This window comes from Paraburkholderia sp. FW306-2-2C-D06C (assembly GCF_058781505.1).
In genome coordinates this window covers 112,020-126,047 of the sequence record NZ_JBYSWU010000020.1, presented here as the reverse complement: position 1 = coordinate 126,047, position 14,028 = coordinate 112,020, and the positions used below count along the sequence as shown (strand labels likewise).

Here is a 14,028-nt window from a genome sequence, read left to right as displayed (position 1 = left end):
ATCCCCATCACATCTGATGGGAATCAGATTGCCCCAGTCCCGCCATTACGAACAGACGGTACAGATCGAGTGCTTACGTTGTAGAAGTACGGCGCATTGGTACGATCTTACTGAATCGCATGATTTGTGCGCTTATTGGAATACTTGCGGGCGTGGTGATCGGATTTCTGTTGTCGTTCTCGATCGCCGGGACATTGATCAGCGCCGTGGTCGGTCTTTTTTTAGGCGCTACCAGCAGAAATTGGATCAGTCACGTAAATCTACCATAGACCTGAACCATGCCCGTGTGACGTACCTGTTCCATTTTGACCTCGGCAAATTTGCAAGCTCAGTGCAAAAAACGTTGGCCGTACTCCCTCGCTAATCACATGTGCTCTCAATGCTCTACCGCTGATGGGTTAGCGCGCGTTGCCCCCACATTGTCGACGATCTTGGCATAGACCTCGAAAGACCGAAAGTGGCCGGTCACTGCCACATGCAAGTGGCATACGCAGCCGGAATCTCGCAAGACCGCGATCGGCAGCACGCGACCCGTTGCAGACATTCGGTCTCGGGCTCGACAAACGAAAGCAGTCATCCCACAAGCCGCTGCAGTGCTACCTAACCGCCACCGAGAAACTTGGCGTTGTTGGCCTCTGTGAACAAGCTCAACGTGGCAATCAACGTTGCCGCCTCGGCTCGGATGGGTGTCCAAACCTCATCGCTCATCGCTTGGAGATTGCGCTGCCTGCCCTGGGCGGATATCAAAAGCTCTTGCGGTATTTCATCAAGCGCGTTTACGAGCTTCCATATGTCTGCCTTTGCCTGTGTGGGCAGAAGCTCCCATTCCACGAGGTATCTGCCGGCTTGGACGTCGTCCTTCACCTCCCAGGCGACGTTGTAGTCGCCCATCCTCTCGCAGGCTTCATCGGGGTTGCTTGCAAGCGTCGTCACCGCGTCGATGAAGTAGTAATAGGCGGTTCGAAAGCCCTCGTCGGATGTCAATGTCATATTGCAATTCTGCCCGTATATGTTTCAGTGGCCATCCCCAAAAACGGTCGCTCAAGCTTTCGAATGGCTTTTTATTGGCCGTGCCCCGTCGGCTATCAGCTCGTCTTTGCTTCTAACGTTCCGTTCGGGTTCTCTCGGAAGCAGTCGTTCAGAAGTCTGTCCTACAACGCGTACCGACCCAAGGTGGCCTGTTTCACAAAAAAAGTGCCCATGCCGCCAGCCCCAGCCCAATCAGCAGAAGGAGGCAACCGTTAAGACGAACTACTTTTTCTGCATATTCCGATTTAAATATAAAGGAGTAGATATCAAATAGGTCAAACCATGGATGACGCCTTCTCATTTCAATGAAAAAATTAGGCCGTATTGCCTTTGCCGCTCCGAACCCGAAACATAAAATGGAAATACAGTCGATCCAGATCTTCTCGGTCACCTGCTGCCCCTATTTAATTAGACTTCCAAGGTTCCAGCTGGCCCAAGCGTCCTGCTCCCGTTGACAGTGTCAGCGACGCTTGCTCCTTACAAACGGTTCATAAGCAGGAAGGCCACATGCTATACACGTTCGACGAGGAAACGGCCGGCTGATCTTCCAGTGCCCACGAATTTCCCATAAGAGTGGTTCCCTACATCGCGGACACGAAAAGGTTAGCGCCCAGAACATAAATACCACTATCGAAACAATACCACTGACAATCGCAACGCCGACCGGCAAATGCGCGGCCATGACCACGGACGGAATAATAAGGACGAAAAATAGCATTAGAAGCCATGCGACCGTGCACTTACGCCTTGATGTCATTTCCATCTCCCGGAAAAGCGCTGACGGATGTCCGCGTTTGGCCTCATTCATCTGGCGGCTGCCTGAATGCGGTTGTTCAAACCCGGCTCTCAGCCTCGGCCGTACAAACGCCACCGTCAGAGTAGCTTCCACTAGTGGCTTGACCATCCGTCCGTCGATTGTCGACGATCAATGCGGCGATGTCGAACGTCAGAAATTGGCCGGACTGAGACTCTCACGCGACACGCGGTCACGTGTTGAACATATCGATCACGCGCTGGTATCCGTCGAGGCGCGCCCCTGTCCGGGACACTGCCGCCCGCGACGGCGGCGCGATCTTGCTTGTGCCCTGGCCGACCTGACGCGCGAGCTTGCGCACTATTTCATCTAGGGTCGCCACCCCGTCCACCATATTCTCGGCCTTCGCCGCTTGCGCGGACAGCACGCGCCCCTGGCCCATGCCCTCGCGCACTTGCGCGACCTCGACGCCGCGATTCCTCGCAACGGCCCGCGTAAAAGCGCCGTAGCACACATCGACCATAGTTTGCAGGTGGTTTCGTGCAGCTTGGCTGAGCGGTGCGAACGGGCTCTGTTCCACCTTAAAGCGACCAGCTGATACGAGAGTAGGTTTCAGTCCAGCCTTGTCGAGCGCTTTGGACACGTCGGTGTGGGCGGCAAACACGCCGATGGAGCCGACTTCGCCGCCCGGTGTGACGTAGAACTCGCTTCCGGAGGAGGCAATCCAATATGCCCCGCTTGCCGCGAGAGAATTTGCGACCGTCACCACCGGCTTGCGGGCGCGCGCCCGGTAAATCTCGTCGGCGAGTTCGGAAATCCCGTAGGCGCTGCCACCGGATGAATCGATATCGATGACCACGGCTCCAACGTTGTCGTCGGCGAGCGCGGCGCGAAAATCCTGCGTGAAGCGCTGGACGCCGACTAACCCGAATTGCTCGGCGAAGTCGCTCGCACGAGGAACAATCACTCCGTAGAGCCGCAGCACCGCAATCGAGCCGTGGCCTGCACGCGTGGGGGGCGCGGCAACAGCTCCCGCCTGCGGTCCACGTGCCGGACCACGCACCGTCGCGTGGTCGCCGCGACCCTGCATGAGCAAATCCCTGACGAAGGGCAAACGGTCGGGCAGGACCGTCCACGGGCTAGCCAGGCTGATGTCCGGAATATGTTGCATGTGGAACCTCCGTCACGACGTTGTGCGCGCTGGAAAGCGCGCGTCCGCGTCAAGAGTCATGCTACCCGCGAGGGGCGTCCAATGCGTAGCAGCGCACAGAAAATCTTCGAGAAATGCGTATTGTCGATCCACGGCAATGGGGGAAGTCTTTGCCGTGGCCTGAAACGGGCGCGCGACTGCACGCGTAGATTGCAGCGCGCAACTGGACAGGCGACGAGTAATCAAACGCCCGCTTTGACGGGCACTACAAAAATGAACGGGGACCAGAATGAAATCAACATTTGCCGTGCTGGGGCTGCTGGCCCTCACCGGGTGCGCTTCCATTATCGATGGCTCGACTCAGGTTCTTTCTGTCGAGACACGCAGAGGGACAGAGGCTGTTGCAAATGCCACCTGTCAATTGACGAATGACAAGGGCACGTGGTTTCTAACCACGCCCGGAACCGTCACAATTCATCGCGCATACGATGATCTCAACGTCAAGTGCGAGAAGGCACAAAGCGAACCCGGCATCACGACGGTTAAATCGTCAACCAAGGGCATGGCGTTCGGGAACATTCTCTTCGGTGGAATTGTCGGCGCGGCGATCGATATGGGCAGCGGTTCAGCGTATGACTATCCTTCGTTGATTACCGTCATGATGGGCGCGGAGAAGATCATCACGCCACTCGTGGTGCCAGCCCCCGCGATAGGGCCGGTAGCCACTAACACCGCGTGGGCTGCCCCGGGCAACATCATGCAGTCCTGCTCGACGCTTCCGCCGGGTCAGCGTATCAACTGCACGATCCCTTGAGCCTGATTTGTGAGCGTGCCCGCTCCGGCGGGCAATACAAAACGATCCGGGGGAAGTAACGTGAACAAGAATCTACTGATGCTGGCAATGTGCGGCGCTCGGGCTCAATGGATAGGCGGCGCGCAGCCAGTTCAGACCGAGCAAGCCGGGTCGCGGACGACCTATTCGACGCAAGACCGATCATCTGCAAACCGTCGCATGTCAGATTGCGCTGAGCGACAGCGTCAGGCCGCGCAAGATTTGATGGCGGCAGCTAGACAGGGCGATCCTCGAAACTATAGCGCGCGGTTCGCGGCATTGGCTCCGCTGTACCGTGTCAGTTGCAATTAACGAACGTGCGGCGCAGGTTGATTCGACCAGGAGCACCGTCATGCTCCTGGCGGTCGGGTTGGGGCCGAACTACGGTGACTTCAGCTTGCCGGTATTCGACCTCCCGCCGCTCGCGCCCCTTTCAGTCCGGCCACAGTCAGCCGCTGAAGTGTCGCGGCTTGCCCCCAAGTTGAGCAGGTGAGATGAACTACTTCGAAAATGTGGTGATTGAGTATTTGCGAGCAGACCGCGCAATGTTTTTGAATACACAGTGCTGTATTCAGATCAATGATGGGCCGAATCCGGACACGTCAGGCCCACACTGGTATTGCGATGCGGTGGCTGTCGATTTTAGGTCGCGGTCCGTGTTCCTGTGTGAGATCACTTTCGCTAACCCGCCAGGTAGCCTCTTTAAGCGGCTATCCGGTTGGAATCAGAACTGGTCAGGGCTTTGTGACGCTTTGGTCCGGGATTGCCGGATACCCGAGGGATTCCATGTCAGGCCATGGCTATTTGTCACGGAATTCATGATCCCAGCGGTCGTATCTTCGGTGGATAAAATGAAAAAGACAGTGTGTCAAACGCCGACAATGCCCGATCCGAAGATCACAACGCTTGAGATGGTGAGCCCGTGGCACTATCAATCTTGGAATAGAACAAGTGAGCATGAAAAGTCAGCCACCATACCGGGTAATATGAGATAGCAACCTCAGACTTCGAATTCAAACTTCTCGATTGGGATTCCGCAACCTTTCAAATCGTGCGTATGTACATGCTTAAAGGGGTGAATTGTGGCTCAGAGTAACAACAAGCGGGAATACACGCGCTGGGACGACACAAACGACCACACGGTCATTATTTCTCCGCAGTGCCAGAAGTGCAGGAACTATCACGTCGGCGGGTTGACGTGCCGCGCCTTTCCCGCCGGAATACCAGACAAAATCTTGACGAATACAGTCTCGCACACCGAGCCTATCCCCGGTGATGACGGTATCCAATTTGAGCCGAAGGAATAGGGAGCATACGGCCAGGAACGGACGAACGCAGCGTGTTTCCAGTGCGAATCGCATCCCTGTCGTGAGAATGTAGTATCACCCGTTGACCGGAAGCCATGACGAATCCAGAACTGTCCGTTGCCGATCGCGAAATGTATCGAAGAGTCGAAGAAGTTTTGCACTATATTTGGGACCCGATCGGGGTCTCGGGCATTCCTGAAGCACGCGACGAATATCATGCGTATGTGCCTAAGGTGTTTTCACTAGTGACGGAAAATGCCGAGGCACGGGCCATAGCTGCTTACCTCGACGCGGTCACGACCGAGCATTTAGGCTTAACAGGAGATGCTGCGCGTGCGCTGAGAGCAGCCGCTGCACTCCTCGCTTGGAAGGGAAAAATCCTCCGGGATCACTATTGAACAACGGGCGCTAATCTCGAATGCGGCCAAGAGGGTGCATAGAAATTCATGCCCGTGACCGGCCGTTCAATCAACAATCTTCTTGCGCTCCAAGCACGCTTGGGAACTTGCCCCATGCCACTGAACAGATTTCAGATCACTGCCCGTCAGATGCTCTCGGACCTTGCCGACGCACTTTATTTGTCGCCAACTCATCTGTCCAGCGACAACGGCGTGCAGTATGACAATAACGCCAATCACACTGTATTCACCGTCTATCACGACAAATTGGACACGCCGAACCGCGACGCCATCGAAGTTGCGGTAGGCGTAGACCTCGGAATCCCAGAAGAATGCAAGCGGTTAAAAGAAGAGGTGGCCGATTGGTTTCAGGGCATTGCATCAATGTTCCCTGCTGCAAAAATCAAGCCCCCAGAAATGTGGCCTCGCGTCAGCTTGCATTCACCCGACCAAGTTGAGCTGTTCGCTCGAGAGCTGAAAAAGCTGATCGACTCGGCTGAAAGCCAGCCTGCAGTCCGACTGCCTCGCGAGCCGAGCCCGCCACTGCCTCGAAAGTCTCTTGCACCTCCTTCACCGAAGCCGCCCGTCACAGACACGCTGGTGATGCGACAGATCGTTGAGCGCAGGGGCCAGCCTGCATTCCGTCAAGCGCTCCTTGCCGCCTACGAACGGTCCTGTGCGATCTCGAGATGCACGGACACGGTCGTCCTGGAAGCGGCGCACATCACGCCTCACACCGAGGGCGAGGACTACCGCACGGCCAACGGTCTGCTTCTGCGCGCTGATTTGCACACTTTGTTCGACCTGCACCTGCTATCAATCGATCCTGCGACCGGCACGGTGTTTGTCTCGCGCCGGTTGAGCCAAGAGTATCAGCAGTTCTCGAAGAAACGGATTCATCTTCCAGAAAGGAAGGAGCACAGACCGGACCTCCAGGGTCTCAAGAAACACTACCTAGATACGCAGGCTGGGGAACGGTGGTTCGAAGCGTGCAAGCCGGACGAGCCAGGCGGCTGGGAAGATTGATGTCTTTCCCCGGGCGCCGGCTTGTGACTTCGCCACCCAGTAACCCACACCGATCGGCCTGCATCCACACCTTAGCTCAGGACCTATAGCTAAGCGGCCGGATATTGTGCCCCTCAAGGAAACGCGCATGTCAGGGAAAGGCAAAACAACGCCACGGGGAAGGATCGGTGCCGTCCCGCGCCTGGCGTATTGGCGGCGTTGATCCGGGCACGGTCGCCCTGTTGTGATGCCTCAGAGACGGGCCAAGACAGGACGGCGCGCGAGTTTCGTTGTGCGCGCCCGGCGGGTCTGCGACGCCCCTGCGGAAGCGTTGTAGCGCGCGCTCTGGTTTTGGTGGGTTGTTTGGTGGGTAGAAATGAACACGGGCCCCGAAGGGCCCGTGCGTACTACCTGTGTGGCGGAGACGGAGGGATTCGAACCCTCGATCCAGGTTTTGGCCCAGATGCTCCCTTAGCAGGGGAGTGCCTTCGACCTCTCGGCCACGTCTCCCAAACTTTCGGTCGCGCAGGGAGTCAGCGCGACGAAGCCAAGATAATAGCGGGCCGAACCGCAGAGGTCAATGTCTACCGCACACTTTTTGTGCCAGGTTTTGTCATCGCCACGCAATTTTTTCGTATTGGCTGCGCGTTAACCACGCATGAGCCACGCATGAGCGCGCACGTGTGCGCACACGTGCGCGGATGAGGCGCTCTTGTCCGCCTCATCCTTTCCGCAAATTACGCCTGATCCAGTTCGAACGCCTTATGCAGCGCGCGCACGGCGAGCTCCATGTACTTCTCGTCGATCAGCACCGAAATCTTGATTTCGGAGGTCGAGATCATCTGGATGTTGATACCCTCTTCCGACAGCGTGCGGAACATCGTACTCGCGATACCGACGTGCGAACGCATGCCGACGCCGACCACCGACACCTTCGACACCTTCGGATCGCCCAGCACCTGCTCAGCCTGCACGTGACCCTTCACCTGGTTCGTGAGGATTTCCATGGCGCGCTGATAGTCGCCGCGGCCGACCGTGAACGTGAAGGCCGTTTTGCCCTCGACGCTCTGGTTCTGGATGATCATGTCGACGTCGATATTCGCGTCCGCCACCGGGCCGAGAATCTGATACGCGATGCCCGGCTTGTCGGGCACACCCATCACGGCGATGCGAGCTTCGTCGCGCTGGAACGCGATGCCCGAGATGACTGCTTTTTCCATGGTCTCGTCTTCTTCAAAAGTAATCAGGGTGCCCGACTTCATTTCAGCTTCGAGCGGGATGAGCGGATCGGTCAGGCTCGACAGCACGCGCGTCTTCACCTGATATTTGCCGGCGAATTCCACCGAGCGGATCTGCAACACCTTCGACCCCAGGCTTGCCATTTCCAGCATTTCTTCAAACGTCACACGATCGAGCCGGCGCGCTTCTTCCACCACGCGCGGGTCGGTCGTGTAGACGCCGTCGACGTCCGTGTAGATCAGGCACTCGTCGGCTTTCAGCGCAGCCGCGACCGCGACCGCCGACGTATCCGAACCGCCGCGGCCGAGCGTGGTGATGTGGCCGTCAGGGTCGATACCCTGGAAGCCCGTGATCACCACCACTTTGCCCGCGTCGAGATCGCGCACCACGCGCTCGCCGTCGATTTCGTTGATACGCGCTTTCGTGAACGCGCTGTCGGTCTTGACCGGCACTTGCCAGCCGGCATAGCTGACCGCTTCGACGCCGGCTTCCTGCAGCGCGATCGCCAGCAGTCCCGAGCTGACCTGCTCGCCGGTGGCGGCGATCATGTCGAGTTCGCGCGGGCTCGGCTGAGTCGTGATTTCTTTCGCAAGGCCGAGCAAGCGGTTGGTTTCGCCGGACATCGCCGACGGCACGACGACCATCTTGTGGCCGGCCTTGTGCCATTTCGCGACGCGCTTGGCGACGTTCTTGATGCGCTCGACCGAGCCCATCGAGGTGCCGCCGTATTTATGTACGATGAGTGCCATTGTCGTTCTGAACTGGAGGAGAAACCGCGCTGGCGCGCTGGAGACGACCGCACAAAAGCACAACAGCGCAACGTTTCTGGAACGACGGCAAGGTGTGTGGCGGCGAGATGCAGCGCGCGTGCAGCACGCGCGGATTTGCCCGTGAATGATCGCTAATGGCTTACCGGAAACTACGGAACATAATCGGCAGCACGTCAAAAAGCGACGGCAAAAGCGGGTCGGGCAAACAAGTTAACGTACCCGATCGAGCGCAAAAAGACAAGCCAAAATGGCCGGAATAAGGGCTGAAAAGGCCTATCCACTATGGTTTTGCGCCCTATTTGGGGCATTTCCGAGATATGTGACGCGAACGTCCGACCGGTCGGTCAGGCGATCAGCAGATCGTCGCACCAGACAATCTTGATGCGTGGTTCGGCTGGATCCGCCTGTTCGTGCAGCGCGGCGCGGTTCACGCCGAGCAAGGGCACGAACAGCAGTTCATCGCCGACATAAAGCAGCGGCACATCGCGCTTCCATGCAGGAACACCGCGCTCCTGGAAGAGGTTCTTCAGCGTACGGCTCGGGCTCTTTTGCGCGGCGCTCGCGCGCATGCGTTCGCCGCCGCTGCGCGAACGCGCGCTTAGCAATGCGCGGCGCAGAACGCTGATGGGAACGGCGTCGGGGTCGTCAAAGGCGGCATCGGCTTCGACATCGATTTCGGCGAACACGAAGGTGCCGCGCCATTGCGGCAAACGCCAGACCGATTCGCCCTGCCATGCGAGTTCGCTGACGCCGCGCGTGGTGAGCGCGGTTTCGTCGGCAGGTTCGCTGCTTTCGCCGGCTTCCCAGTAGATCACGCCGCGATAGCTGCGCAGCGCCTGACCCGCGTGATCGACACGCAGACTATGGCCCTCGCCTGCTTCGCCGACTTCGCGCAACTGGCGCAACGCATCGGTCAGACGCGCGGTGGATGCGGCGACCAGACCCAGCGTGCGCAACCAGTAGCGCAGCAGGTTGAGCGCGCGGGCGTCGTCGAGAGCGAGCAGCGCGTCATGCGACAGCGCGCGGCCTTCGTCGCGGGCCGCGGTGTTCATGTCGATGCGCGCAAGCTCATCGAGCAGGTGCTGTGCGGCCGCCGCATGCGCCGCCGTGCGCGCGAGCGCGTCGCGAAAACCTGGAAAGTGGACCGCCAGCGCAGGCGTCACGTCGTGGCGCAGCGCATTGCGCGCGTAACGCGTATCCGCGTTCGATTCGTCGTCGATCCAGCGCAGATCGCGCGCGAGTGCATATTGCTCGAGTTGTGCACGCAGCAGATGAAGCAAGGGCCGCACACGCACCGCGGACGCGCCCGCCGGCAAGTACTCGGGCGCCATCGCCGCAAGCCCGGCCAGCCCGGCGCCGCGCAGCAGTTGCAACAGCACCGTCTCCGCCTGGTCGTCCGCGTGTTGCGCGAGCCAGAGCGTGTGAATGCCGCGCGTCGCGCACAGGGCGTCCAGTGCGCGATAACGCGCGTCGCGTGCCGCCGCTTCGACGCTCATGCCCGCGTCGCGTGACACCTCGACACGCTGCGCCGCAAATTCGACGCCACGCTCCTGCGCAAACGCCTCGCAGTGCGCGAGCCATTGATCGGCGTGGGCGCTCAGCCCGTGATGCACATGCAGTGCCACGCAACGCGACGCCCCAGCGACCCGCACCGCCGCATCGAGCAATACGCTCGAATCGACACCGCCGCTGAACGCGATCGCAATGCGTGCATCTGCAGGCCACGCGGACAGCGCCACGCCGACTGCCTCGAGAACAAGGCGGTCGGCGGGAGATTCGGCAGTGGGATTCACGTCGTTAGCGCCTTGAGCGCCGGATGACGAAAGAAAACACGCGCGGGCTTACGCACCCGGCGTAGTTTCCTTGAACTTGCCGTACGACATCAACCGTTCGAAACGGCGTTGACGCAGGTCGTTGATGCTCATGCCCTGGAACTGACGCAGCGAATCGGCGAGCGCACGGCGCAGCATCGCGGCCATGCCCTTCGGATCGCGATGCGCGCCGCCGAGCGGCTCGTTGACGATCTTGTCGATCAGGCCGAGCGCCTTCAGACGATGCGCGGTCAAACCCAGCGCTTCCGCGGCTTCCGGCGCTTTCGCGGCGCTCTTCCACAGAATCGATGCGCAGCCTTCCGGTGAAATCACCGAATAGGTCGAGAATTGCAGCATCAGCACGCTATCGCCGACGGCGATCGCCAGCGCGCCGCCCGAGCCGCCTTCGCCGATGATCGTGGCGATCAGCGGCGTCTTCAGTTCGGCCATCACATACAGATTGCGGCCGATCGCTTCGGACTGGCCGCGCTCTTCCGCGCCGATGCCCGGGTAGGCGCCCGGCGTATCGATGAACGTGAAGATCGGCAGGCCGAATTTTTCGGCCAGACGCATCAGCCGTTCAGCCTTGCGATAGCCTTCCGGGCGCGGCATGCCGAAGTTGCGCAGCGCGCGCTCCTTCGTGTCGCGGCCTTTCTGATGCCCGATCACCATGCAGGCCTGACCGTTGAAACGCGCGAGGCCGCCGACGATCGACAGGTCGTCCGCATAATTGCGGTCGCCATGCAGTTCGTGGAAATCGGTGAACAGCTCGCTCACGTAATCGAACGTGTACGGACGCTGCGGATGACGGGCGATTTGCGAAACCTGCCACGGCGTGAGGTTCGCATAGAGATCTTTGGTGAGCTGTTGACTCTTCTTGGACAGCCGCTCGATTTCTTCCGAAATATCGACGGCCGAATCGTCCTGCACGAAGCGCAATTCTTCGATCTTCGCTTCGAGTTCAGCGATCGGCTGTTCGAAATCCAGAAAGGTGGTCTTCATTGGTTGTAATCCTTGGACTTACCGGCAGCGCGTATTCTAACCGCGCTCGCCGATGTCAAAACCATCTCTCAACTATCAAACCCTAACAATTGATAGTTTTTGAAACAACATTGCTTCTTGTTCTTCTCAAGAAAACGCCGGGCCGCCCCAAGTTTTCCGCCCCGCGGGAAGTCCCCTTGAGGGATTGCCCCCTCGGGGGCCTGGTGCAAAGCGCCAGGTTTGGGGGCACTTAGTAGTCGACCGGCAACGGATCGAGACTACGCCACATATACCAGGTGGCGACGGTGCGCCACGGCTCCCAGTTCGCCGCCACTTCACGCGCTTCGCTGCGCGTGACGGGCTCACCGCTAAAGTAGTTGACGCTGATCGCGCGGATCAGGCCCAGGTCGTCGAGCGGCAGAACGTCCGGACGCGACAGATTGAAGATCAGGAACATCTCCGCGGTCCAGCGGCCGATGCCGCGAATCTGCGTGAGCTCGGCGATCACCGCCTCGTCTTCCATCGAAGTCCATTTGCCGACGTGCAGCGCACCCGAGACGAAATGCTGCGCGAGATCGAGCACGTATTCGGCCTTGCGTTTGGACAGTCCGCACGCGGTCAGCTTGTCCTGACCGAGCTTGATGAACTGCTGCGGCACGAGCTTCGGACACGCGCTCTCCACTTTGGCCCAGACCGCTTGCGCGGACGCCACCGAAATCTGCTGCCCCACCACCGACCGCGCGAGCGTGACGAACGGATCGCCGCGACTCAGCAGATGCACCGGGCCGAACTTCGGAATCAGCTTCTTCAGAATGCGGTCGCGCTTGACGAGGTCGGCACACGCCTTGTCCCAATACGCCGGACGCGTGACTTCAGGCGTGAGGCCGCCGATCTGCACCGGCACCGCGACTTCGCTGGCGCTCGCGGCTTCCCCGCCCGCGGTTACCGGCGTGCGCGTCTTGCGCACGACTTCACCCTCGCGGGCGTCGCGCGCGAGTTCCTGCACGTCGCCGGCGAGTTCAGCCGGCAATGCGCCATTGCCTTTGGCGCGGGACGCCTTCGCGCGTTTCGAAGCAGGCGCGTGCGCCGACGCGCCATTGAGCGCGCGTTTGACCGTGGCTTTTTTCACCGCAGTCACACCGGTCTTTGCCGCCGCCCCGGCGGCTTTCGACGATGCTTTCTTTACCGCGCCGCTGCCCGCGCGAATCGACGTCCTGGTCGATTTTGCCGCTGCTGCATTTGTTTGAGACGCGGCTCGTTTAGCCGGCGTCTTCGTGGCCGTTGCCATCCTGCCTCCTGCCTGGCGAGTCGATCAAAGGGAAGTACGAGGTGCGCTCACACGCGCCGCCACTCGGTCAACCCGCCGGGTTTGTCTTCAAGTGCAACGCCGGCCTCGAGCAATTCAGCTCGAATCCGGTCCGCTGCCGCATAATCTTTCGCCTGCTTGGCGGCCACACGCGCGGCGATCTTCGCTTCGATCGCGGCGGCATCGAGTGCGCCCTCGGCAGCGCTGCCCGCTGCCTGCTGCAGGTACGCACGCGGATCACGGCCGAGCAGTCCGATCACCTGCGCGAGCGAGCGCAATTGACGGGCCAGCGCGGGGTCGCGCGTGCGGTTGACTTCAGTTGCCAGCTCGAACAACACCGATACCGCCACCGGCGTGTTGAAGTCGTCGTTCATTGCTGCCCGGAAACGCTGCGCGTGCACTTCGTTCCAGTCGAGTTCCGCGCTGTCCGGCGTGACGTCCTTCAGCGCAGTGTACAAACGCGCAAGGGCGTTGCGGGCGTCGTCGATATGCACGTCGCTGTAATTTAACGGCGAACGGTAATGAGCACGCGCGATAAAAAAGCGCACGACCTCGGCATCGTACTGCGCCAATACTTCACGGATCGTAAAGAAATTATTCAACGACTTCGACATCTTCTCGTTGTCGATCTGCACGTAGCCGTTGTGCATCCAGTAATTCACGAACGGCCGACCGGTGGCGCCTTCGCTTTGCGCGATTTCGTTTTCGTGGTGCGGAAACTGCAGGTCCTGACCGCCGCCATGAATGTCGAACTGATCGCCGAGTAATGTGCAGCCCATTGCCGAGCATTCGATATGCCAGCCAGGGCGCCCGCGGCCATACTTCGAATCCCAGCCGGTATCGGCCGGTTCGTCCGGCTTCGCCTGTTTCCAAAGGACAAAGTCGAGCGGGTCCTGCTTCGCGTCGTTCGCCGCGACGCGTTCGCCCGCGCGCAGATCTTCGAGCGACTTGCCCGACAGCTTGCCGTAGCCGGCGAACTTGCGCACCGCGTAGTTCACGTCGCCGTCGCTCGCCTGGTACGCGTAGCCGTTCGTTTCGAGCTTCTCGATCATGCCGAGCATCTGCGCAATGAAATCGGTGGCGCGCGGCTCGATATCGGGCCGCTCGATGCCGAGCGCATCCGCGTCTTCATGCAACGCCGCGATGAAGCGATCGGTCAGCGATTTGATCGTCTCGCCGTTCTCCACCGCGCGCCGGATAATCTTGTCGTCGATGTCGGTGATGTTGCGCACATAGGTCACCTCGTAACCGAGCGTGCGCAGCCACCGCTGCACGATATCGAACACGACCATCACCCGCGCGTGACCGACGTGACAATAGTCGTACACGGTCATCCCGCAGACGTACATCCGCACAACGCCCTCTTGCAGCGGCACGAAAGTTTGCTTGTCACGCGCGAGCGTGTTGTAGATGCGCAGTGATTCCATAGAGAACGGTGCGTGGGCC

12 protein-coding genes and 1 tRNA gene are annotated in these 14,028 nt (G+C 59.7%); 4 read left to right on the top strand and 9 right to left on the bottom strand.

Features of this window, described 5'->3' with window-relative positions; genetic code table 11:
• Window positions 1-600: 600 nt before the first annotated feature.
• From AC3WLT_RS17510 to AC3WLT_RS17500, 3 genes are all read right to left on the bottom strand, one after another.
• On the bottom strand, window positions 601-990 hold the full coding sequence (locus AC3WLT_RS17510) for a hypothetical protein (RefSeq protein WP_492592957.1): 390 nt from the start codon (window positions 988-990) through the stop codon (window positions 601-603).
• A 193-nt stretch (window positions 991-1,183) separates the two neighbouring features.
• A complete protein-coding gene (locus AC3WLT_RS17505) occupies window positions 1,184-1,420 on the bottom strand; it encodes a hypothetical protein (RefSeq protein ID WP_492592956.1) in 237 nt (78 codons plus the stop codon).
• 595 nt (window positions 1,421-2,015) lie between these two features.
• Window positions 2,016-2,954 (bottom strand): S49 family peptidase, encoded by a 939-nt coding sequence (locus tag AC3WLT_RS17500; RefSeq protein ID WP_492592955.1) that lies wholly within the window; start codon window positions 2,952-2,954, stop codon window positions 2,016-2,018.
• 268 nt (window positions 2,955-3,222) lie between these two features.
• On the opposite strand from AC3WLT_RS17500, the gene AC3WLT_RS17495 reads away from it, so the two are divergent.
• From AC3WLT_RS17495 to AC3WLT_RS17485, 3 genes are all read left to right on the top strand, one after another.
• Window positions 3,223-3,747: a hypothetical protein gene (locus tag AC3WLT_RS17495; protein ID WP_492592954.1), complete on the top strand. Its 525-nt coding sequence runs from the start codon at window positions 3,223-3,225 to the stop codon at window positions 3,745-3,747.
• Window positions 3,748-5,167: 1,420 nt separating this feature from the next.
• Window positions 5,168-5,470: a hypothetical protein gene (locus AC3WLT_RS17490; protein WP_492592953.1), complete on the top strand. Its 303-nt coding sequence runs from the start codon at window positions 5,168-5,170 to the stop codon at window positions 5,468-5,470.
• Window positions 5,471-5,584: 114 nt separating this feature from the next.
• On the top strand, window positions 5,585-6,496 hold the full coding sequence (locus AC3WLT_RS17485; protein WP_492592952.1) for an HNH endonuclease: 912 nt from the start codon (window positions 5,585-5,587) through the stop codon (window positions 6,494-6,496).
• A 395-nt stretch (window positions 6,497-6,891) separates the two neighbouring features.
• Here AC3WLT_RS17485 and AC3WLT_RS17480 read toward each other — a convergent pair.
• The 5 genes from AC3WLT_RS17480 to AC3WLT_RS17460 all read right to left on the bottom strand — a co-directional run bounded on the left by AC3WLT_RS17480 (window position 6,892) and on the right by AC3WLT_RS17460 (window position 12,405).
• Window positions 6,892-6,985 (bottom strand) — tRNA-Ser (locus tag AC3WLT_RS17480).
• A gap of 227 nt (window positions 6,986-7,212) precedes the next feature.
• Window positions 7,213-8,463: an aspartate kinase gene (locus AC3WLT_RS17475; protein WP_492592951.1), complete on the bottom strand. Its 1,251-nt coding sequence runs from the start codon at window positions 8,461-8,463 to the stop codon at window positions 7,213-7,215.
• A gap of 365 nt (window positions 8,464-8,828) precedes the next feature.
• Window positions 8,829-10,277, bottom strand: coding sequence for a tRNA lysidine(34) synthetase TilS (gene tilS, locus AC3WLT_RS17470; protein ID WP_492592950.1), 1,449 nt, complete (start codon window positions 10,275-10,277; stop codon window positions 8,829-8,831).
• A 48-nt stretch (window positions 10,278-10,325) separates the two neighbouring features.
• Window positions 10,326-11,297 (bottom strand): acetyl-CoA carboxylase carboxyltransferase subunit alpha, encoded by a 972-nt coding sequence (locus AC3WLT_RS17465; RefSeq protein ID WP_074283028.1) that lies wholly within the window; start codon window positions 11,295-11,297, stop codon window positions 10,326-10,328.
• A 229-nt stretch (window positions 11,298-11,526) separates the two neighbouring features.
• A complete protein-coding gene (locus AC3WLT_RS17460; protein ID WP_492592949.1) occupies window positions 11,527-12,405 on the bottom strand; it encodes a DNA-3-methyladenine glycosylase family protein in 879 nt (292 codons plus the stop codon).
• Here AC3WLT_RS17460 and AC3WLT_RS17455 point away from each other — a divergent pair.
• Window positions 12,386-12,523 (top strand): hypothetical protein, encoded by a 138-nt coding sequence (locus tag AC3WLT_RS17455; protein WP_492592948.1) that lies wholly within the window; start codon window positions 12,386-12,388, stop codon window positions 12,521-12,523. The two genes, AC3WLT_RS17460 and AC3WLT_RS17455, sit on opposite strands and share 20 nt — an antisense overlap.
• A gap of 88 nt (window positions 12,524-12,611) precedes the next feature.
• On the opposite strand, the gene cysS is transcribed toward AC3WLT_RS17455, so the two are convergent.
• On the bottom strand, window positions 12,612-14,009 hold the full coding sequence (gene cysS / locus AC3WLT_RS17450) for a cysteine--tRNA ligase (RefSeq protein WP_492592947.1): 1,398 nt from the start codon (window positions 14,007-14,009) through the stop codon (window positions 12,612-12,614).
• Window positions 14,010-14,028: the final 19 nt, after the last annotated feature.